Source organism: Saccharothrix sp. CCNWYY140 (assembly GCF_037401995.1).
GTDB lineage: Bacteria > Actinomycetota > Actinomycetes > Mycobacteriales > Pseudonocardiaceae > Actinosynnema.
Genome location: NZ_JBBEGC010000127.1, coordinates 1 through 20073 on the forward strand (window position 1 = coordinate 1; position 20073 = coordinate 20073).

Annotated in this window: 22 protein-coding genes; 13 read left to right on the top strand and 9 right to left on the bottom strand. The window is 71.9% G+C overall.

The features are described 5' to 3' along the window. Positions 1 to 115: 115 nt before the first annotated feature. From WBN91_RS33135 to WBN91_RS33150, 4 genes are all read right to left on the bottom strand, one after another. A complete protein-coding gene (locus WBN91_RS33135) occupies positions 116 to 670 on the bottom strand; it encodes a hypothetical protein (protein WP_337728261.1) in 555 nt (184 codons plus the stop codon). Between the two features lie 232 nt (positions 671 to 902). After that, a complete protein-coding gene (locus WBN91_RS33140) occupies positions 903 to 1913 on the bottom strand; it encodes an aminotransferase class V-fold PLP-dependent enzyme (protein ID WP_337728260.1) in 1011 nt (336 codons plus the stop codon). A gap of 55 nt (positions 1914 to 1968) precedes the next feature. Beyond that, positions 1969 to 2451 carry a DUF4442 domain-containing protein gene (locus WBN91_RS33145; protein WP_337728259.1) on the bottom strand — a complete coding sequence of 161 codons (483 nt, stop codon included), beginning with the start codon at positions 2449 to 2451 and terminating at the stop codon, positions 1969 to 1971. Between the two features lie 51 nt (positions 2452 to 2502). Further along, positions 2503 to 3279 (bottom strand): SDR family NAD(P)-dependent oxidoreductase, encoded by a 777-nt coding sequence (locus WBN91_RS33150; protein WP_337728258.1) that lies wholly within the window; start codon positions 3277 to 3279, stop codon positions 2503 to 2505. 26 nt (positions 3280 to 3305) lie between these two features. Between WBN91_RS33150 and WBN91_RS33155 the strand changes: the two genes are divergently transcribed. Beyond that, on the top strand, positions 3306 to 3713 hold the full coding sequence (locus tag WBN91_RS33155) for a YjbQ family protein (protein WP_337728257.1): 408 nt from the start codon (positions 3306 to 3308) through the stop codon (positions 3711 to 3713). Here WBN91_RS33155 and WBN91_RS33160 read toward each other — a convergent pair. After that, positions 3609 to 4652 (bottom strand): ABC transporter permease, encoded by a 1044-nt coding sequence (locus tag WBN91_RS33160; RefSeq protein ID WP_337728256.1) that lies wholly within the window; start codon positions 4650 to 4652, stop codon positions 3609 to 3611. The genes WBN91_RS33155 and WBN91_RS33160 overlap by 105 nt on opposite strands. A gap of 127 nt (positions 4653 to 4779) precedes the next feature. Here WBN91_RS33160 and WBN91_RS33165 point away from each other — a divergent pair, with 127 nt between their 5' ends. The 4 genes from WBN91_RS33165 to WBN91_RS33180 are packed head-to-tail and all read left to right on the top strand — an operon-like array spanning position 4780 to position 9481. Continuing rightward, positions 4780 to 5805, top strand: a complete 1026-nt coding sequence (locus WBN91_RS33165) for a hypothetical protein (protein WP_337728255.1) — start codon at positions 4780 to 4782, stop codon at positions 5803 to 5805. Between the two features lies 1 nt (position 5806). Beyond that, entirely contained in the window at positions 5807 to 6508 is a 702-nt protein-coding gene (locus WBN91_RS33170) for a hypothetical protein (RefSeq protein ID WP_337728254.1), read from the top strand. Continuing rightward, a complete protein-coding gene (locus WBN91_RS33175) occupies positions 6505 to 7188 on the top strand; it encodes an HAD family hydrolase (RefSeq protein WP_337728253.1) in 684 nt (227 codons plus the stop codon). Before WBN91_RS33170 ends, WBN91_RS33175 begins: the two co-directional genes overlap by 4 nt. Positions 7189 to 7234: 46 nt before the next feature. Further along, positions 7235 to 9481, top strand: a complete 2247-nt coding sequence (locus tag WBN91_RS33180) for an NACHT domain-containing protein (RefSeq protein ID WP_337728252.1) — start codon at positions 7235 to 7237, stop codon at positions 9479 to 9481. Here WBN91_RS33180 and WBN91_RS33185 read toward each other — a convergent pair. Beyond that, complete coding sequence (locus tag WBN91_RS33185; protein WP_337728251.1) at positions 9399 to 11147, bottom strand: proline--tRNA ligase; 1749 nt, start codon at positions 11145 to 11147, stop codon at positions 9399 to 9401. The two genes, WBN91_RS33180 and WBN91_RS33185, sit on opposite strands and share 83 nt — an antisense overlap. Positions 11148 to 11357: 210 nt before the next feature. Between WBN91_RS33185 and WBN91_RS33190 the strand changes: the two genes are divergently transcribed. Both WBN91_RS33190 and yaaA read left to right on the top strand, forming a co-directional pair. After that, complete coding sequence (locus WBN91_RS33190; RefSeq protein WP_337728250.1) at positions 11358 to 11708, top strand: VOC family protein; 351 nt, start codon at positions 11358 to 11360, stop codon at positions 11706 to 11708. A gap of 162 nt (positions 11709 to 11870) precedes the next feature. Next, positions 11871 to 12599 (top strand): peroxide stress protein YaaA, encoded by a 729-nt coding sequence (gene yaaA / locus WBN91_RS33195; RefSeq protein ID WP_337728249.1) that lies wholly within the window; start codon positions 11871 to 11873, stop codon positions 12597 to 12599. A gap of 79 nt (positions 12600 to 12678) precedes the next feature. Here yaaA and WBN91_RS33200 read toward each other — a convergent pair whose 3' ends face one another. Beyond that, positions 12679 to 12897 (bottom strand): hypothetical protein, encoded by a 219-nt coding sequence (locus WBN91_RS33200; RefSeq protein WP_337728248.1) that lies wholly within the window; start codon positions 12895 to 12897, stop codon positions 12679 to 12681. A gap of 87 nt (positions 12898 to 12984) precedes the next feature. On the opposite strand from WBN91_RS33200, the gene WBN91_RS33205 reads away from it, so the two are divergent. From WBN91_RS33205 to WBN91_RS33215, 3 genes are all read left to right on the top strand, one after another. Further along, complete coding sequence (locus WBN91_RS33205) at positions 12985 to 13920, top strand: GlxA family transcriptional regulator (protein ID WP_337728247.1); 936 nt, start codon at positions 12985 to 12987, stop codon at positions 13918 to 13920. Between the two features lie 67 nt (positions 13921 to 13987). After that, the gene (locus WBN91_RS33210) at positions 13988 to 14482 is read left to right on the top strand and encodes a hypothetical protein (protein WP_337728246.1); all 495 of its coding nucleotides are present in this window, start codon (positions 13988 to 13990) and stop codon (positions 14480 to 14482) included. A 204-nt stretch (positions 14483 to 14686) separates the two neighbouring features. Continuing rightward, positions 14687 to 15661 (top strand): serine protein kinase RIO, encoded by a 975-nt coding sequence (locus WBN91_RS33215; RefSeq protein WP_443217842.1) that lies wholly within the window; start codon positions 14687 to 14689, stop codon positions 15659 to 15661. On the opposite strand, the gene WBN91_RS33220 is transcribed toward WBN91_RS33215, so the two are convergent. Beyond that, positions 15658 to 16185 (bottom strand): TetR/AcrR family transcriptional regulator, encoded by a 528-nt coding sequence (locus WBN91_RS33220; protein ID WP_337728245.1) that lies wholly within the window; start codon positions 16183 to 16185, stop codon positions 15658 to 15660. The two genes, WBN91_RS33215 and WBN91_RS33220, sit on opposite strands and share 4 nt — an antisense overlap. A 26-nt stretch (positions 16186 to 16211) precedes the next feature. Here WBN91_RS33220 and WBN91_RS33225 point away from each other — a divergent pair, with 26 nt between their 5' ends. Together WBN91_RS33225 and WBN91_RS33230 are read left to right on the top strand one after the other, a co-directional pair. Next, the gene (locus tag WBN91_RS33225) at positions 16212 to 16700 is read left to right on the top strand and encodes an HXXEE domain-containing protein (protein WP_337728244.1); all 489 of its coding nucleotides are present in this window, start codon (positions 16212 to 16214) and stop codon (positions 16698 to 16700) included. Positions 16701 to 16844: 144 nt separating this feature from the next. Next, on the top strand, positions 16845 to 18344 hold the full coding sequence (locus WBN91_RS33230; protein ID WP_443217844.1) for a DEAD/DEAH box helicase: 1500 nt from the start codon (positions 16845 to 16847) through the stop codon (positions 18342 to 18344). Between the two features lie 68 nt (positions 18345 to 18412). Here WBN91_RS33230 and WBN91_RS33235 read toward each other — a convergent pair whose 3' ends face one another. Next, positions 18413 to 19417, bottom strand: a complete 1005-nt coding sequence (locus tag WBN91_RS33235; protein ID WP_337728242.1) for a (4Fe-4S)-binding protein — start codon at positions 19415 to 19417, stop codon at positions 18413 to 18415. 89 nt (positions 19418 to 19506) lie between these two features. Here WBN91_RS33235 and WBN91_RS33240 point away from each other — a divergent pair, with 89 nt between their 5' ends. After that, the gene (locus WBN91_RS33240) at positions 19507 to 19950 is read left to right on the top strand and encodes a winged helix-turn-helix transcriptional regulator (RefSeq protein ID WP_337728241.1); all 444 of its coding nucleotides are present in this window, start codon (positions 19507 to 19509) and stop codon (positions 19948 to 19950) included. The last annotated feature ends 123 nt before the right edge of the window (positions 19951 to 20073 follow it).

Here is a 20073-nt window from a genome sequence, read left to right on the forward strand (position 1 = left end):
GGCCATACGGTGGGGGAACCGAGGCCCTCCACTTGTAGGTAACACCTACCGCGCGCTCCGCGCGCGAACAACGCGCTGCGCGCGCGAAGAGCGGAGCAGCTGGGCGGCCAGGTCTCTAGGCGGCCAAGCGCAGGGCGTCGGTACTGATCCGGTCCAACAGCTTCCGATCCCGTTCAGCCGTCTTGGTAGCCCCATAAAAATCCGACTCGACGATCACCAACTCCCGCCCCTGCACCTTCGACGCATACTCCCCATGCGCCACCCAGTCCGGCCCCCCAGGCACCTTCGCCACACCCTCCCGCGACAAGTCGTACAGGTTGCCCGTGTTGTCCCCGTCAAGGAACTTCTTCAGCTCCGTAGCCGCCTTGTCGTCCGCCATCTTCACGACCACCACCGACACCAGCACCTGCTTGCCGCCTGCACTCACCGTGTACAGCGACCGGGACAGCTGCTGGCACGGCGTGCTCGTGAAGTACTCCTTCGCCTTGCCGTAGGCGTGCGGGGCGCACGAGCTGTCCAGCACTGCCTCCGGGGCCTGTGGGGCGCGCGCGAAGGAGAATTCACCCGTTGGGGTCGGGGACGTCGAGGTGGGCGTGGTGCCTGACTCGCTCTTCGGCATCACGACCAGCCACACCAGGCCGGACACCACGGCCACGCCGACGAGTCCCAACCCCTTGAGGAGCCACCCGTTCGGGAGACGCCGACCGGGTGGCCTGGAGGGTGGGGCACTCGATCTGGGAGGCGGCGGCGAGCTCAGCAGGGAGTCGAGCTGCCCGATCTCCGATCGCCACAGCGGTGCGGTGTCCGACGGTCCCGCCGGAGGGACGCGGGGTAACCGTTGGGTCACCTCTTCAGGTGATTCGGGAGGAACCGACACAAACCGTCACGGTAACGGACGGCCGCTAGGCGAGCGCCTCGAGCACAAGATCCACATCGTCCGTCGTGTTGTACAGGTGAAAGGCCAGCCGCGTCCGCCCCGCCCGCGTCGCCGACTTCACACCGGCCGCAGCCAGCCTGGACGCCTGATCCGACGACAGCTCCAGCGACACGATCGCACTCCCCTGCGCAGGCAGACCCAAGCCGGCCAGCAACGCGTCCGCCAAACCCACGTTGTGGTCGCGAACCGCGGCCAGGTCCAGCGACGCCAGGTACGGCAGCGACGCCGCCGCCCCGTACTGCGCCAGCCACACGGGCGAGATGTCCAACCGCCGGGCGTCGGACGCCAAGCGCAGCGGCAGGCCGTACACGGAATCCCACGGGTCCTCGCCGGCCCACCAGTTCGCTGCGACCGGCGCCGCCCGCTCCACCCCGGCGGGCGAGCACGCCAGCCACGCCGACCCGCGTGGGGCCATCAGCCACTTGTACCCGGCCGCGACGACGTAGTCCGCCCAGTCCAGCGCCAGCGGCAGCCACCCGACGGCCTGCGTGGCGTCCAGCAGCACCGGAACGCCGGCCTCCCGCAACCCCTCCAAGTCCACGATCCGCCCGTCGGCGGACTGCACAACGCTCACGGCGACCAGGTCATGCCCAGCCGCCGCAGACGGCACATCCTCCAACTCAACCTCGGTCACCTCGCACCCACGAGCGGCAAAGGGGAACGTCAACGACGTGAAGTCCCCGCGCGCCACCAGCACCCGAGCCCCAGCCGGCAGGCCGCCCGCCACGTTGGCCACCATCTGCGACACCGAAGCACCGCTCGCGATCTGCGACACCGGCGCGCCCAGGAGCTTGCCGAACGCCTCCCGCGCCGTGGTGACGGCCGGTTCGGCGCTGGTCGGGCCGTCGAGGCCGGACGCCCACCGGCGCACGGCGTCGGCGACCTCGGCCGCCGCCGGCGCGGGTGGGAGGCCGATGCTCGCGGTGTTGAGGTAGCCGGTCGGGACGTCGAAGGTGGATCCGAACGCGTTGCGCATGACTCCCATCACTACCGTCAAATCATCGGCTAGTCCAGAGTTTTGCCGATGAATCTCAAGCCTTAAGCACTTCAGACACCCGTTCATCCGGTCGAGCGTCCTTGCGGCGGGCATACACCTGCTTGCGCACCCGCGCCACGACGGTGCCGTCCTCGGCCACCACGTCCACCGGGAACCACGCCAGCGCCTTGCCACCGTCCGCCGCCCGCGCCCGCAGCTCGTCCAGGTGCTCGTCGGTCAGCTTGAACTCCGCGTGCACGGTGCCGCGACCCGGCCTGACGAAGTCGATCTCGGCCGCCCGGTCCCACACCATGTGGTCCCGCCCGAGGTGGCGCAGGACCATGAGCATCCAGAACGGGTCGGTCATCGCGAACAGCGAGCCGCCGAAGTGGGTGCCCACGTAGTTGCGGTTGTACCAGCGCAGGCGCATGCGCACCTTGGCGTACCGGTAGTCGTCGGACAGGGCGACGACCCGGATGCCGGCGAACAGGAACGGCGGCCACAGGTTCATGCCCCGCCGCAGACGAGATGCCTTCATGCGCGCCATGTTACCCGTCAGTAATGTCAGTCGGGGTCGATGCGGCCGGGGTCAGCGCAGCCGCACCAGGCTGCCGGTCACGCGCTTCGCGGCCGGCGAGCACAGGAAGGCGATGACGTCCGCCACCTCCTCCGGCGTGCCCACGCTGTGCTGGGCGCGCACGGCGTCGTTCACCCAGCCCGTGTCGGTCACGCCCGGGTTGACCACGTTCGCGGTCACGCCGTGCGGCCACAGCTCGACGGAGGCGGACATGGTGAAGTTGTCGATCGCCGCCTTCGCCGCGCCGTAGGAGACCTCGCTGGGGAACCCGTACGGCCCGCCCGAGGTGAGCGAGATGATCCGGCCCCAGTTGCCGCCGCGCGCCAGGTGCCGCCGGGCGAACTCGGCGATCATCAGCGCGCCGGCGCGGGCGTCCACGGCGAACTGGGCGTCGAAGGTCTGCGGCGTGACGGCGTTCAGCACGCGGCCGAACTTGTCGACGTCGGCGGCCAGGAACGTGTCCTGCACCCAGCTGGAGGCGTTGTTGACCAGCACGTCCACCGGGCCGAAGAGGCGTTCGGCGGTGTCGAACAGCAACGCCGGCGCGGTGCTCTCGGCCAGGTCGACCTCGATCGCGTGCGCCTTGCCGCCCGCTTCGGTGATCTCGGCGACGACGGCGTCCGCGCCGGCCTCGCGGGCGGTGAAGTACTCCCGGGGCACGCTCGGGTCGGGCGCGGGCGCGAACCGCAGGAACGTGATCAGGACCTGGATGCGCTGCGCGGCGAGGGCTCGCGCGGTCGCGGCCCCGATCCCCTGGTTGGCTCCGGTGACGATCGCGGTGTGCTGCACGAGGGGGAATCCTGCACGATTGATCCATGCGCAGCGAGGAAATTGAGATCCGGACCGGCGGCGAGGAGGTCGTCCACGACCTGACCCGCGTGTGCGAGGACTTCCTGCGGGACGAGGACGGCGACGGCCTGCTGCACGTGTGGGTCCCGCACGCCACCGCCGGGCTGGCCGTCCTGGAGACCGGCGCGGGCAGCGACGACGACCTGCTCGCCGCCCTGCGCGACCTGCTGCCCGCGGACAACCGCTGGCGGCACCGGCACGGCAGCCCCGGTCACGGCCGTGACCACGTGCTGCCCGCGCTGGTGCCGCCGTACGCGACGATCCCGGTGCTAGGCGGTGCGCTGGTGCTGGGCACCTGGCAGTCGGTCTGCCTGGTCGACACGAACGTCGACAACCCGGTCCGCAAGGTCCGGCTGAGCTTTCTTCGCGGGTAGCAGCAGGATCACCAGCCCGGCCACGGCGATACCCACGAACACCCACACCTGGGCGGCGTCGAGCGTGCCGTTCTGGAGCAGTGCCCGAAGGCCCTCGGTGGAGAACCGGAACGGCGTCCACGACCACAGCACCGCCCGGTACGCCGGGTTCAGCAGCTCGGGCACCTGGCCCGCGACCGCCGGCGCCATCAGGTACAGCGGAGCCAGGACGGCCATCGCCCGCAGCCCCAGCAGCCGCAGCAAACCGGTCTGGAGCAGCGCGAACGCCACCGCCACCAGGGCCAGGTAACCCAGCACGTCCCAGTCCAGCGGCAGGTTCGAGTCCCACAAGGCGAAGAACCCGGCCACGACGGCCACGGCCAGCACAGCCGCGAGCGAAGCGCCCAGCAGTCGTGCGCCCAAGCCCACGGCACGCCGACCTCGGCTCGCCAGCACGGTGAACGCCGCGCCCGCGACCAGGCCACCGATCCACAGCAGGGCGCTGGCGGCCAGCGGCGCGGTGCGACCCGCCGCCGAGGCCGGGTCCATCGTGACCACCTTCGCGGGCAGCCCCGCCCCCTGCGCCACCCCACCGAGCACCTGCTGCGCGACCTGGGTCCCGGACGGGTTCACCGCGCCCGACAGCACGACCGTGGCCGCGCCGGGCGCGAGTTCGAGCACCCCGTAGACGTCCTGGGAGCGCAGCAGTTCCCGCCCCTCGTCGGGCGTGGTGACCCGCCAGGACACCTCGGCGGCGTCGGTGCCCGCGAGCTTGTCCGCCACCGCCTTGAGCTGCGGCGGCGCGTCGGGGCCGACCGCGACGGCCAGGGGCACGTCGGCGGGGTGGACCGTCGCCTGCACGCCGAAGGTCAGCAGCCCGAGCACGAGTGCCACGAGCGCGCCGACGACGGCGGTGGCCACCGCGAGGACCGCCGGGGGCCGGTCGTGTGGTGTGGCCATGACTTCCTCCAGAGCTTGTTCATCATGTGTTGAATTCAGAGCGTACGACCGGCCGCCATCGAAGTCAACGCGTGCTGAATTAACCGGACCGGCTCGGCCGGCGGAACCCTCGGGGTACGGTTTGCCGGTGACTTACCCAGGTGACGGGCAGAGCAACTGGGGAGGCCAGTCCGGCCAGGGCGACTGGGGGCAGCAGAACCAGGGCTACCCGCAGCAGGGGTACGGCGGCTCCTACGACCCGCAACAGCAGCAGTACGGTCAGCAACCGGGCTACGGCGCGCCTTACAGCGACCCGTATGGCCAACCGCAGGGCTACCCGCAACAACAGCAGCAGCAGTACGGGGGCTACGGCGGCCTGGGCGTGTTCTCCGGCGGTGAAGAGCCGCCGAAGAAGAGCAAGACCGGGGTGTGGATCGCGGTCGTCGCGGCCGTGGTGGTCCTCGTCGGCGGTGGTCTCACCGCGTTCTTCCTCCTGCGCGACGACGACAAGCAGAACACCGTGGCGCAGACCGGGTCTTCGGAGCCGAAGCCCACCACGACCACCAAGCCCAGCACCACCAGCTCGACCAAGCCGAGCACCCCGGGCTCGTCGTGCAAGGCCACCAAGGCGGACTGGAACTGCCTGGCGATCGAGGACCTGCACTTCAGCTACGAGGTCCCCAAGGCGTGGACGCCCAGCGCGGGTTCGGCGAGCTTCCAGACGATCAAGGACCTCTCGCTCACCGGCCTGACCCTGTTCGGCAAGTACGACTGCCAGGGCAGCGGCTACAACCGGGGCGCGACCGGCGGCGCGGTCCTGCCGCCCGGCGACATGGCGGCCGTGGCCAAGGACCTCGCCGAGAAGATCGGCGCCGAGTACTACTCCTCGGGCAAGACGCGCGACATCAAGCTCACCGAGCCCAAGGCGCTGAAGATCCCGAACAACAACGGCGGCCAGATCGACGCCGTGCAGGTCGACGCCGCCATCACCACCAGCGGCAGCGAGTGCCTGGCCACCAAGGGCATGGTGAAGATCCTGATCCTGAAGAGCTCCAAGGGGCTGCACGTGTTCATGGCCAACGGCGACCTGGAGGGCGGCCCGGCCGATCCGAAGCCGCCGACGGAGGCCGACCTCCAGGCGATGGTCGACTCCGTGAAGCCGCTGGGCGGCTGACGTGAGCTACTCCGGACTCGGCTACTACCAGCCCACGCCGCCGCCCAAGCCGAACCGCCGTCCACTGTGGATCGCGCTGTCGGTGCTGGGCGTGCTCCTGGTCGCGGGCGGCGTCGTCACGGCGGTCCTGCTCAACCAGGACTCGACGTCCGCGGGCGGCGGCCCCGCCACCACGTCCGCGCAGCCCGCGAAACAGACCAAGTGGCAGACGGTCGAGGACACCCAGTCCGGGGTCTCCTACGAGCTGCCCGAGTCGTGGGAGCTCTCCGGCGGCGGCGTGGCGGGCGGCGTGCGGCTGGCCAAGTCCGCGGTGTCGCGACCCTTCGAGTGCCAGGGGCGCAACATGATCCAGGCCCAGATCGGGTCCGGCTCGGTGGTGTCCAACTCGCCCGCGGACGTGGCCACGGAGGTCGCGAAGGCCATCGCCAAGGGCGGTTACACCGTGGACCGCAAGGAGCCCCGGCTCGGCGAGCCGAAGGTGGAGTCCGAGAGCGACGAGAAGGCCGTGGTGAGCGTCAAGGCCGAGCCGAACGCCGTGAACCCGTGCTTCTCCCCCAAGGCGACCGTGACGGCTGTGGCGATGCGGTCCGGCACGAAGGTGTCCGTGGTGGTCCTCAACGTCGCCGAGGGCGGTCCGCACGTGGCGGAAGGTCCGAGCGCGGACGAGGTCGAGCACATCCTGGAGAGCGTGCAGAAGCTGTGAACACCTTGGTGCTGTGGGACATCGACCTGACCCTGATCGACGCACGGGGTCTGGGCCACACCTGGTACCGGACTGCCCTCCAGGCCGTCACGGGCCTGGAACTGGTGCACGTGCCGTCCTTCCCGGGCCGCACCGAGCGGGCGATCACGCTGGAACTGCTGGCGCTGCACGACGTCGAGCCCACCGACGAGGTGGTGGACCGCCTGCACCGGGAACTGGTCGCGGTCGCCACCCGCGAGGCCCACCTCCTGCCCACCCACGGCCACGCCCTGCCCGGGGCGGCGGCGGTGCTGGCGGCCCTGGCCGCGCGGGAGGACGTCGTGCAGTCGCTGGTCACCGGCAACCTGGTGGAGATCGCCCGGTTCAAGCTGGCCGCGTTCGGGCTGGACACCCACCTCGACTTCGAGATCGGCGGCTACGGCACCGTGTCCGAGCACCGGCCCGAGCTGGTGCTGGAGGCCGTGCGGCTCGCGAACGCCAAGCACGGCAAGGACTTCTCGGCGGTGGTCATCGGCGACACGCCGCACGACGTGGACGCGGCCCTGCACCACAGCGCGCTGGCGATCGGCGTGGCGACCGGCCGCAGCAGCGTCGAGGAGCTTGAGGACGCCGGCGCCCACGTGGTGCTCAAAGACCTCTCGGACACCGAGGCCGTTCTCGCCGCCATCCTCCACCGCTGATCAAGTTCACCCTCTGGTGTGAACCGAACGCGGGCACCATTGAGGTGTGTGGCAGTGGCGGCGGGTCGGTCCCAAGCTGCTCGTCGCGGGGGGCGTGCTGCAAGGCGTGCTGCCCCGGGTCGACGGGCAGCTCGACGTGCTGGGCAAGGCCGGGGTGGGCGGCTGGCTGCCGGTGCTCGTCCTGGTCGCCCTCGGCCTGGCGTGGGAGGTCCACCAGCGCCGTGAGTCCACAGTGGACCAGCCCGACGACGGCCGGGTGCGGCGGGCGCTGCTGGAGTCGGTGCGCGCGCAGTGGGTCTCCGGTGTGCTGGACCGGTCGCTGGAGGCGGTCGCGCGGGTCGAGGTGGGGCTGACCCGGCGGCCCGAGGCGGTGGACCACCCGTGGGGCACGCTGGTCGCACCCGACCGGCGGCCGGTGTCGTCGCTGGCGGAGGTGCACGACCGGGGCGGCCTCCTGCTGTTGGGCGACCCCGGCGCGGGCAAGACGACCGCCCTGCTGGAGCTGGCCCGCACCCTGCTCGACCGGGCTTCGGCCGACGCCGAGGAGCCGGTGCCCGTCGTGTTCCACCTGTCGTCGTGGGCCGCCCGGCACGCCTCGCTCGCCGAGTGGCTGGTGGACGAACTGGTGAAGCGGTACGGCGTGCCGCGCGGGGTCGCCCGGGAGTGGGTGCGCACGGACGCGGTGCTGCCGCTGCTGGACGGGTTGGACGAGGTGGACCCGGCGTGGCGCGACGCCTGCGTGGCGGCCGTCAACGCCTGGCGGGCCGAGCACGGTCTGTCGGGGGTCGTGGTGTGCGCCCGGACCGGCGACTACGAGCGGTTGCGCACCCGACTGTCGCTGGCCGCGGCCGTGGTGCTGGAACCGTTGACGCGCAAGGAGGTCGTGGCCCACCTGCGGGAAGCGGGCCGACCGCTGGCGGGCCTGCGCACGGCGTTGCGCCAGGACCCGCGCCTGCTCGACCTGCTGACCACACCGCTGATGCTCAGCGTCTACGCGCTGGCCTACGCGGGCGTGCCGGCCGACCGGGTGCGCGCCGACCCGCTGGGCGACTACGTGGCCGCGATGCTCGCCCGCCCCCGGTCGGGCCTGGCCACGCCCAGGTACACCCCGGCGCAGACCCGGCGCTACCTGTCCTGGCTGGCCCGCGCGATGGACCGGCACCACGAGAGCGTCTTCTACCCGGACTGGGTGCAGCTGTCGTGGCTGCCGACGCGGGCACTGCGGGTGCGGGCGCTGGCGGGGACGGCGCTGGCCGTGGCGGTCGGCACGGTCGTGGTGCTCTCGGCGGTGTCCTTCACGGTCACGCTGGCGCTGTTCGGGTTCCGGACGGCGGCGACGTGGGACCACCCGGTGGTGTGGGCGGTGCCGGGGGTGGTCACGGGGCTCGTGGCGTCCCGGCGGCGCATCGCACCGGTCAACCGCTGGCGGTGGCGCACCTTCGCCCCCGTCCTGCGCCGGTTGGCGGTCGGCGGGGCGGTGGGCGTGACCACGACGATGGTGCTGCACCGCTTCACCACGCTCGACCACGAACCGGGGCAGAGGTTCCTGGAGGGCATCCCGGACTTCCTGGGGCTCACCACCGCCGGCGGGGTGGCCGCCGCGGCGATCGCCCTGGCCCGTCGCCGGACGTCCTGGACGGCCGTGCGGGCCACCGGCACGGCCGGGGCGGCGGGCGCGGCCATCACGGCGGTGCTGTCCACCTACCTGGTCGGGTCGCCGCTGACGCTCGTCGCGCTGGTGACGTCGGCCGGCCTGGTGGGGTGGGCGCTGGCCCACACCCGGCCGCGGCCCGACCTGGCGCCCTCGGCACCCGGCGCGGCGATCACCACCACCCGCAACCAGGCGCTGGCCGCCGGCGCGGCGGTGGCGCTGGTCTGCGCCGTGGCGTGGGGCGCCGCGCTGGTGCCGGCGTACCTCTCCGGCCCGCGGTTCCGGCCGAACACCTCGGTGCTGTTCTTCGGGGTGTGGGCGGGCGTGCTCACCGCGCTCGCCGTGGGCCTCGGCGACTGGCTGCGGCACCGGGCCGTGCTGCGGCTGCTCGCCCGGCGCGGCTACCTGCCGCGGGACCTGCTCGGCTTCCTCGACCACGCCGACAGCCACATCCTGCTGCGCTGCACCGGACGCGGGTACGCCTTCGTGCACCGCACGGTCCTGGACCACTTCGCGGGGAAGGGTTCCGGCGCTCCCGAAACCCTCCCCGCGCCCAGGCTCAGCCCCGGACCAGCGCCCGGAGGTGGTCCACGACCTCGTCCACCGCGACCTCGACCCGCTCACCCGAGCGGCGGTCCTTGACCTCGACCACGCCGTTCGCGAGGCCGCGACCCACGACCACGATCGTCGGCACGCCGATCAGCTCGGCGTCGGCGAACTTGACGCCGGGGCTGGCCTTGCGGTCGTCCAGCAGCACCTTCAGGCCCGCCGCCGACAGCTCGCCGGCCAGCTTCTCGCCGCCCGCGGCCAGCGCCTCGTCCTTGCCCGCGACCACCACGTGCAGGTCGAACGGGGAGACGTTGCGGGGCCAGATCAGGCCGCGCTCGTCGTGGCTCTGCTCGGCGATGGCCGCGACCAGGCGCGACACGCCGATGCCGTAGGAGCCCATTGTGATCCGGATGGGCTTGCTGTCCGGACCGAGGGCGTCCAGCGTGAACGCGTCCGCGTACTTGCGGCCCAGCTGGAAGATGTGGCCGATCTCGATGCCGCGCGCCGCGACCAGCACGCCCTTGCCGTCCGGCGAGGGGTCGCCCTCGCGCACCTCGGCCACGTCGATCACGCCGTCGGGCGTGAAGTCGCGGCCCTGCACCAGGTCCACCACGTGGTGGTCGGCCTTGTCCGCGCCGGTCACCCACGCCGTGCCGCGCACCACGCGGGGGTCCACCAGGTACCGGACGCCGTTGGCCTGGAGCGCGCCCGGCCCGATGTAGCCCTTCACCAGGAACGAGTTCCTGGCGAAGTCGGACTCCTCCAGCATCGACACCTCGGCGGGCGCGACGGCCGCCTCCAGGCGCTTGAAGTCCACCTCGCGGTCGCCGGGCACGCCCACGGCCAGCAGCGTGGACTCCTTCGCGCCCGGCTGGGTGAGCTTGACCAGGACGTTCTTCAGCGTGTCCGCCGCGGTGAACGTCCGGCCGAGACCGGCGGCGTTGAGGAAGTCCACCAGCGACTCGATGGTGGGCGTGTTGGGCGTGTGGTGGACCTGCGCGGCGGGCTTGTCCTCGATCGACTGCTCCGCCGGCACGGGCGTCGCCACGGCCTCCACGTTGGCCGCGTAGTCGGACTCCGTGCTGCGCACGAAGGTGTCCTCACCGGTCGGCGCGACCGCCAGGAACTCCTCCGACGCCGAGCCGCCCATCGCGCCGGACGTGGCGGAGACGATCACGTACTCCATGCCCAGGCGGTCGAAGATGCGGATGTAGGCGTCGCGGTGCTGCCGGTAGGAGTGCGACAGGCCCTCGTCGGTGAGGTCGAAGGAGTAGGAGTCCTTCATCACGAACTCGCGCCCGCGCAGGATGCCCGCGCGGGGTCGTGCCTCGTCGCGGTACTTGGTCTGGATCTGGTACAGCGTGACCGGGTAGTCCTTGTACGAGGAGTACTCGCCCTTCACGGTGAGCGCGAACAGCTCCTCGTGCGTGGGTCCGAGCAGATAGTCCGCGCCCTTGCGGTCCTTGAGCCGGAAGATGTTGGGGCCGTACTCGGTCCACCGGTTGGTGGCCTCGTAGGGCTCCTTGGGCAGCAGCGCGGGGAACTGGATCTCCTGCGCGCCGAACGCGTCCATCTCCTCGCGCACGACCTGCTCGATGTTGCGCAGCACCCGCAGCCCGAGCGGCAGCCACGAGTAACCGCCCGGTGCGACGCGGCGGACGTATCCGGCGCGGACCAGCAGCTTGTGGCTGGGGACTTCGGCGTCGGCCGGGTCCTCGCGCAGCGTGCGCAGGAACAGCGACGACATCCTCGTGATCACGGTGGGTGCTCCTCGTGGCGCGGGTTGTCCGAGAAAGGGTAGTGAACCGGCCCGGACCAGTTCCAACGGGTTCTCGCGGGCGGGCGTCGCGTCGCGGAGCGGGCGGGGCGGGCGTCGCGGGGCGAGGAGCGTCGGGGGGCGGGGGGCGTCGCGGGGCGAGGGGCGTCGCGGGGCGCGGAATCGTCGTACCCCGTCGCTACCGTGCGCGGCATGAACCTGACCATCAGCCTGATCACCATCGACACCGCCGACCCGCGCAAGCTGGCCGAGTTCTGGACCAAGGCGCTGGGCACCGAGATCGCCCACGACTGGGGCGAGTACCTCGTGCTCGCACCCACGTCCGAGGGCGGGCCGCAACTCGGCCTCCAACGCGTGCCGGACCCGACACCGGGCAAGAACCGGGTCCACTTCGACACGCACGTGCCCGACCGGGTGGCGGAGGTGGAGCGGCTGGTGGCGCTCGGCGCCACGGAGGTCGCGGAGCACACCGTGCCGGGCCTGACCTGGACCGTGCTGGCCGACCCCGACGGCAACCAGTTCTGCGTGGGCCAGATGGGGTGAGCCGGCGGTCCGGCGGCGGCTCGGGCCGTGCGAGCGGCTGCCTTGCCGGGGGTGGCCGCGCGGGGTAGCCGTGCTTGGGGATGGCCGCCGGGCCGGGGTCGCGGCCGGGCCGGTGGTCGCCGCTGGGCCTTCGGGGTCGTCGCCGGACTAGGCTGCCCGTCCGTGCTGGTACTGCTGCCCCCGTCGGAGACCAAGGCGTCCGGTGGCGACGGCCCGCCGCTGTCCCTGGACGCGCTGTCGCTGCCCGAGCTGAACCCCGTGCGGGCGAAGCTGGTGGACGCCCTGGTGGACCTCGCGGGGGACGTGCCGGCGAGCCTGGCCGTGCTCGGGTTGTCCGAGCGGCAGGCGGGCGAGGTGGCGCGCAACGCGGAGCTGCGGACGTCCCCGACGATGCCGGCGCTGTCCCGGTACACCGGGGTGCTCTACGACGCCCTGGACGTGCCGTCGTTGACCCGGGTCGAGCGCGGGCGGGCGGCCGAGCGGCTTGGCGTGGCGTCGGCGCTGTTCGGCGTGGTGCTGGGGGCCGACCCGATCCCGGCCTACCGGTTGTCCGGCGGCTCGGTCGTGCCCGCCGTGGGTCCGCTGGGCGGCTTGTGGCGGCCCGTGCTCGCCCCGGCGCTGGCCGCGCGGGAGGTCATCGACCTGCGGTCGGCCCCGTACTCGTCCTTGGCGAAGGTCCCGCACGCGATCACCGTGAAGGTGGTGACCGAGGACGGTGCGGGGCGGCGGCAGGCGGTGAGCCACTTCAACAAGGCGCACAAGGGGTTGCTGGCTCGGGCGATCGTGCGGTCCCGGGCGGAACCGCAGGCGCGGAACCTGGTCCGGATCGCCGCGGCGGCCGGCCTGCGCCTGGAACCGGTCGGCGAGCGCGCGTTCGAGCTGGTGGTCTAGCGGTCGGTTTGCGGCTTGCGCGGGGCCGGCCTCCGGCCCCCGGTTTCCATTGTCCCAGCGACCACCGACAAAAAGGCGGTCAGGCCGAGCGGGGCGTGAAGCGGGCGTGCCGGGGGGCCTGGCGGGAAGGCTGGTGGTCGGCGGCGGCGTGGAGTTCGGAGGCCACTCGGGCGACGTCCCGGTCGTCCACGTCGTAGCTGCCGGCCAGGCGGGAACCCCTGGTGTTCCGGCGGTGGTTGCGCTCCAGGCCGTAGACGACGAGGGCCAGGACGGTGAGGGCGATCAGCAGTGCGGTCATGGCACCAACTATGCGACCGCCAAGAACCTGCCACCATTGGCAGGTATGCCGTTGTCCGTCAAAATCCCGCCAGCTAGGCTGACGGGCATGCTGAGATCCGTCGCCGTCCCCGTCATCGACGGGGTCACGCCGTTCGAGTTCGGCGTCATCTGCGAGGTCTTCGGGATCGACCGCACCGACGAAGGCGTGCCGCCCATCGACTTCAAGGTGTGCGGCGAGCACCCCGGCACACCGGTCCGGACCAGCGTCGGGGCCTCGCTCATCGCCGACCACGGGTTCGACGCCCTCGGGTCCGCCGACCTGGTCGCGGTCGCCGCCTGCCAGATCCGCGATGGGTACCCGGAGGCGCTGCTGGAGGCCGTCGCGAACGCCAAGAACGTGCTGTCGGTGTGCAGTGGCGCGTTCGTGCTGGGTGCGGCGGGTCGGCTCGACGGTCGGCCGTGCACCACGCACTGGCGGTACGTCGACGAGCTGGCCGAGCGGTTCCCCAAGGCGCAAGTGGACCCGGACGTGCTGTTCGTCGACGACGGCGACGTCATCACCAGCGCGGGCACGGCCGCCGGCATCGACGCCTGCCTGCACGTGGCCCGCCGTGAGCTCGGGGCCGCCGCCGCCAACGCCATCGCCCGGCGCATGGTCGTGGCGCCGCAGCGGGAGGGCGGGCAGCGGCAGTTCATCGTCCAGCCGGCCGTGCCCGAGGCCGACAGCCTCCAGCCCACGCTCGCCTGGATGATGGAGAACCTCGACACCGAGCACACCGTGGGCGGCCTCGCCCGGCACGCCCGCATGTCCGAGCGGACGTTCGCGCGCCGGTTCTCCGCCGAGACCGGCACCACCCCGCACCGCTGGCTCACCACCCAGCGCGTCCTGCGCGCCCGCCAGCTGCTGGAGGAGACGAGCCTCGGGGTGGAGGCCATCGCGCACCAGTGCGGGTTCGGCACGGCGGCCCTCCTGCGCCACCACTTCAACGCGGTCGTGGGCGTCGCGCCCAAGGACTACCGACGGTCGTTCGCACACCGGTGAGCGGCCAAAAGCGTGACTGAACGCAGCGAGCTGTCACCTGTGGTGACGCTGCTGATTCAATAGGCGAGTGAGTCCCGACACACCCGGCGAAGACGACGACACGGTGACACCCAGGGGCCTGCTCGGTGTCGTCGACGACCTGCGCACCGACGTCATGGACGCCCCCGAGACGCTCAAGCGCGTGTGGTGCGGACTGGTCCAGGCCCGCCTGCTCGGCCTGCGCCTGGCCACCGCCGACACCCGCTACCGCAAGCTCCAGGTCAACGCCGAGTCCGTCGAGCACCAGCTCGCGCGCGACCTCGGCACCTCCGCCGCCCTCGCGGGCGAGCCGCTGGCGCTGCCGACCACCGCCGCCCCGGCCCCGCTGCCGCCCGACCAGCTCCAGGACGCGGTCGACGCCCTGGTCGAGTTCAGCCGGACCGCCCGCCGCACCATGCTGGCCGCCGCGCCGAGCGCGACCCAGTGGGACGACGAGCGCGTGCTCCGCCACGACTCCAAGGTGATGGGCGAGCTCGGGGCCGCCTGGCTGGGACAACGCACCAGCTACCGCGTCGGTCGTTAATTCGCTTGCGCCGTGCGTCGGGGCACGGCACCCTTCACCGCGTACGTGCAGACGCCGGGTGATCCGGTGGACCCGAGGAGGTGCCAGATGGCGATCGCTGTCCGGGACGTGGCACCGACCCGTCCACTCGCCCCGCAGGCCTAGCGCGCCGACCACACGCGCTAGCTGGGGCGACCACCTCCTCATCTCCAGGAGACCACCCCAGTGCGCAAGCACGAGTTCGACCTGTACGACGACAACGACTTCGACAACTCCTTCGACCACGCCGACGACCTGACCTGGCGGGCCAAGCGCCGCCGGACCGAGGACGACGTGGCGCCGACCCGACGCGGCCGGCTCACCGAGGAGGCCCGTGACCACCTGGCGCAGCGGCGCGAGGAGGCGGAGGCCGCCGACGTCCCGGCGGACGGCGACCGCTGGACCACCTGGGACGGTGCCGACCGAGGCCCCGAGCCGTGGCCCGGGTGGCTCGTCACCGAGCTGTCCGCGGTGGACCGCGAGCTGGGCATCCTCAAGACCGGCAAGGAAGCGGACGTCTTCCTGCTGGAACGGGTCGTGCCGGGCACCGACCGGTCGTGCCTGCTGGCCGCCAAGCGGTACCGCAGCAACGACCACCGCATGTTCCACCGGGACGCGGGCTACCTCGAAGGTCGCCGCATGAAGAAGTCCCGCGAGACCCGGGCCATCGCCAACCGCACCGCGTTCGGGCGCAACCTGATCGCCGAGCAGTGGGCGGTGGCGGAGTTCGCCGCGCTCAGCGCGCTGTGGCTGCGGGGCGCGCCCGTGCCGTACCCGGTGCAGCGGGCGGGCACGGAACTGCTGCTGGAGTTCGTCGGCACGGACGGCGCCGCCGCGCCCCGGCTCGCCCAGCTGCGGCCGGAGCCCGACGAGCTGCTGGACCTGTGGCAGCAGCTCGTGGACGCCCTGGGCATGCTCGCTTCGGCGGGCTACGCGCACGGCGACCTGTCCGCCTACAACCTGATGGTCCACGACGGACGGCTGGTCGTGATCGACCTGCCGCAGGTGGTGGACCTGGCGGCGAACCCGCGCGGACCCGAGTTCCTGGAGCGGGACGTGCGCAACATCGCGGGCTGGTTCGGCCAGCGCGGCCTGCCGGTCGAGTTGGCCGACCCGGTGGAGCTGACCGAGCTGCTGCTGGACGCGGCCGGCTTGCGCTAAGCCGCCAACACCGGCCAGACCAGGGCGAACACGTCCTCCGCTCGGCGGCGCCGGTCGGTGGCCAGCCAGTGGTAGACCAGCGGGCCGAACAGCAGGTCGCGCACCAGCTCCGGGTCGACATCGGCCCGGAGCTGGCCGCGCGCCACGCCGCGCCGCACCACCTCCGCCACCATCGCGTGCCGCCGGCCCAGGAACCCCTCCACCAGGCCGGGCACCCGCCGGGCCTCGGCGTGCACGGCCAGCACCACCCACGACAGGCCGTCCACCAGGGCGTTCGCCAGCACCAGCAGGTCCTCGCGCGCGCTGCCGGTGTCCGGGTCGGACATCGGCACGCTCGACAAGGCGGCGTTCGCGACGAGGTGCAGCTTGGTCGGCCAGCGCCGGTACAACGCGGGCCGGCTCACGCCGGCTCGGGACGCCACCGCGTCCAGGGTCAGCGCGTCGTACCCGACCTCGGTGAGCAGGTCGAGGGTGGCGTCGGTGAGGGCTCGGTCGATCTCGGTGCTGCGCGGTCTACCCGACATACGTTACATCTTGTAACGTAAGTGGCATGGTCAGCAAGAAGGTCACTTGGGGGTTGCTCGCCGCATGGGTCGTCCACGACCTCGAAGAGCTGGCGACCATGTCCCGCTGGAGCCGCAAAAATCGGGTTCTGCCCACGACTCCGGCGCAATCGGCGATCGCCATCGGCCTGATGGGTGGGGTGTTCACCGCAGCCGCGGCGGCGGGCGCGCGCACGGGTGGGCGGTCGGCGTTCTTCCAGACCGTCCTCACCGGATTCGGGCTGCACTCCGCGACCCACCTGGCGGCGAGCGCGGTGTTCCGCGGGTACACGCCCGGGGTGCTCACCGCGCCCACCGTCGTCGCTCCTTTCACGTGGTGGGCACTTCGTCGACTCCGTGCCGAAGGGATCCGGCCGAACACGTCCCCACGTGCACTGATGTGGTTCCCGATCGCGGTGGGGGCGGTCCACGGGATCGCCCGGTTCGCGACCCGTGTGCGCGAGAACACCGCCGAGTTGCCAAACACCCCCCGTTGATCGGCTAGACTGAGTGGTGCACCGCCCGGTGGCGCGATTCAGCGGCCCCTGAAGCGCGGTGCTCCCCAACCACGATCGGCGCTCGACCGCGCCGGGCTCGTCCTTGCGATTTGCGGCACCACAGGCAGATCCCCGAGACGTGCCATGTCCCGGAGGTTTGTTTTGCCACCACTGTCCCACGGCCGTTCCGAGCGCCCGCAGACCCGCAAACCGCGTACGCGGCGCCCGTCAGGCCAGGGCAACCGCCGTCCCCAGCCGGTGCTGGAGACGACCGTTCCGGATCACATCGAGAGCACCGTGCCCGAAGGCCCGCTGCCCTCGTTCGCCGAACTGGGCCTCGCCGACGAGCTGCTCAAGGCGCTCGCGCAGGCCGGCATCACCGAGCCGTTCCCGATCCAGGCGGCCACCCTGCCCGACTCGATGGCCGGGCGCGACATCCTCGGCCGGGGCCAGACCGGCTCCGGCAAGACGCTGGCCTTCGGCCTGGCGCTGCTGTCCCGCCTCGCGGGCGGCCGGGCCAAGCCGTTGAAGCCCCGCGCTCTCGTGCTCGTGCCCACGCGTGAGCTGGCCATGCAGGTCGAAGAGGCGCTCTCGCCGTTCGCACGGGCGCTGGGCCTGTGGTGCCGGACGGTCGTCGGCGGCACGTCGTTCCCGCGGCAGATCGACGCGCTGCGGCGCGGGGTCGACCTGCTGATCGCGACGCCGGGCCGGCTGTCCGACCACGTGCGGCAGGGCACGGCCGACCTGTCCGAGGTGCGGTTCACCGCGCTGGACGAGGCCGACCAGATGGCCGACATGGGCTTCATGCCACAGGTCCGGGCGATCCTGGACCTGACCCCGCAGGACGGTCAGCGGCTGCTGTTCTCGGCGACGCTGGACGGCGACGTCGACAAGCTGGTCCGCCAGTACCTGCACGACCCGGTGGTCCACTCGGTCGCGCCGCCCACCGGCAGCGTGACCACGATGGAGCACCACCTGCTGTTCGTGTCCGCCGAGGACAAGCAGAACGTGGTGACCGAGGTCGCGGCCCGCGAGGGTCGGACGATCATGTTCGTGCGCACCAAGCACCACGTGGACCGGCTGGCCAAGAAGCTGCGGTCGGTCGGCGTCCAGGCGGGCGCCCTGCACGGCGGCAAGGCGCAGAGCGCCCGGACCCGCGTGCTCGGCCAGTTCCGCGAGGGCACCACGCCGGTCCTGATCGCCACCGACGTGGCCGCGCGCGGCATCCACGTGGACGACGTGTCGCTGGTCGTGCACGTGGACCCGCCCGCCGACCCGAAGGACTACCTGCACCGCGCCGGCCGCACCGCGCGGGCGGGCCAGTCGGGCACCGTGGTCACCCTGGTCACCCACGACCAGAAGCGCGCCGTCCAGGGCCTGACGGCCCGAGCGGGCATCCGCCCGGCCACCTCCCGGGTCCGCCCGGGTGACGAGGAGCTGGTGCGCATCACCGGCGCCCGCGTGCCCAGCGGCATCCCGGTGACCGAGCCGGAGACCCCGGTCCGCGCGGCTCGTCGTGGCGCTCCGCGCCGCGGCGGCAACAGCGGCGGCGGTTACGGCGGCGGCGGCTTCCGCGGCGGCCGTCCGGAACGCGACCGCGCCGAACGCGGCTTCCGCCCGCGCCGGAGCGCTCAGCACTCCTAGCACTCAACACCGAAGTGGGGCCTACGCAGTCGATGCGGACGGCCCCACTTCGCGTTCCAGGGTCGCGTTCACAGGCCGTTGGAGACCTGGCGGACTTCCTTGTGCGGAAAACGTTTGCGCACATGCGTCTCGGCCGCCGAGCCGGGCACCACGTAGACCGGCTCTTCCTTGTCCTGCAACGGTTTCACGACGTCTTCCAGGAAGCCCTTGCGGTCGGTCAGGTACGGACCGATGACGTCCGACCCGGCCGGGCACGCCGCCATGCAGTATGCGGCCTTGTAGTTCGGCTTGTACGCCAGGCTCTGCCACATCGAGGCCGACTCCCCCGCCGTCACGCGCTTGCGGTAGTCCTCGCGGTCGGTGCTCTCCACCACCGTCTCCACCCAGTCGGTGAACCCGCTCATGAACTCGCGGTAGTTGTGGGTGTAGCAGGCGAGGAAGTCGAACTGCCCCTCCTTGCCGATCGCACCCACCGGACACGCCGCCACGCACAGCTTGCACTCCAGGCAGGGGTTGAAGTCCGTCGGCGCGGTCGGCTCGTCGACCTCGAAATCGGCGACGACCGTGCCCAGCAGGATGAAGTTCCCGAACCTGGGGTGGATCACGTTCCTGTGAATGCCGATCCGCCCCAGCCCTGCCGCCTGCGCGACCAACTTGTGCGACACCACCCAGCCCCGCCCGGGAAAGCCGTCCATCTCCTGCGGGAACGCCGACGCCGGGTGCACGACCCGGTGCCCCGCGTCCTGGAGGGCCAGCGCCAGGCGGTGCCCCACCTCCTCAGCCCCATCCAGGGCCTGATGGAACTCGGTGTTCGCCACACTGCGCAGCGGACTACGGACGTTGTCCCGGTTCATCCGCACGCAGAACGCCACGTACGTCCGAGCGCGCGGCAAGGCGGTGCGGGCATGCTCCAGGTCCACCTCCAGCCCCGGGCTGTCAACGGGCACGAACCCGACATCGTCCGCGCCCGCCCGAAAGGCCACCTCGCGCAGCCAAGCCGCCGACACGCGGGTCTCGACAACGGCCGGCGGGTTGGCGCGAACCTCGCGCACGGTCGGGTGGTCCTCACGCATGTTTGATGCCTCCCAAGCAGGCTGAGTTTCGATCAGCAACCTAGCCTGGCTGGGTCCCGATCGGCAACCCAGGGAGTACCGTGGAGGACGTGCAGGGAGTGGTCATCGACAACGACCGGTGCTCGATCGCGCGGGCACTGGGGGTACTGGGCGAACGCTGGTCGCTCCAGATCGTGCGAGACGTGTTCAACGGGGTACGCCGCTTCGACGCCCTACAACAACACCTCGCCATCGCACGCAACGTGCTCACCAACCGCCTGCACGCCCTGGTCGAAGCCGGCCTACTGGAACGCAAGCCCTACCAGGACTTCGGCAGCCGCGTCCGCTACGAGTACGACCTGACCCCGGCAGGCCGCGACCTGTGGCCCGTACTGCTGTCCCTGATGGCCTGGGGCGACCGCCACCTGACCAACGACCCACCCCCAGTCGAGCCGGAACACGCCAACTGCGGCGGCCGGGTATCCCTGGTACCGATCTGCGAACACGGCCACACCGTGCCCCCAAAGGACCTCAAGCTACGACTAGGCCACTAAGCACAACACACTCCACCACCACCCACCCGACGCGCGAAGCGCGGGTTCTTCGGCGGAGCCGGCAAGCGGCAGTCCACCGAGGAGGACACAGCGCAACTTGGGCTTCTTGCTTGTGTCATCCCC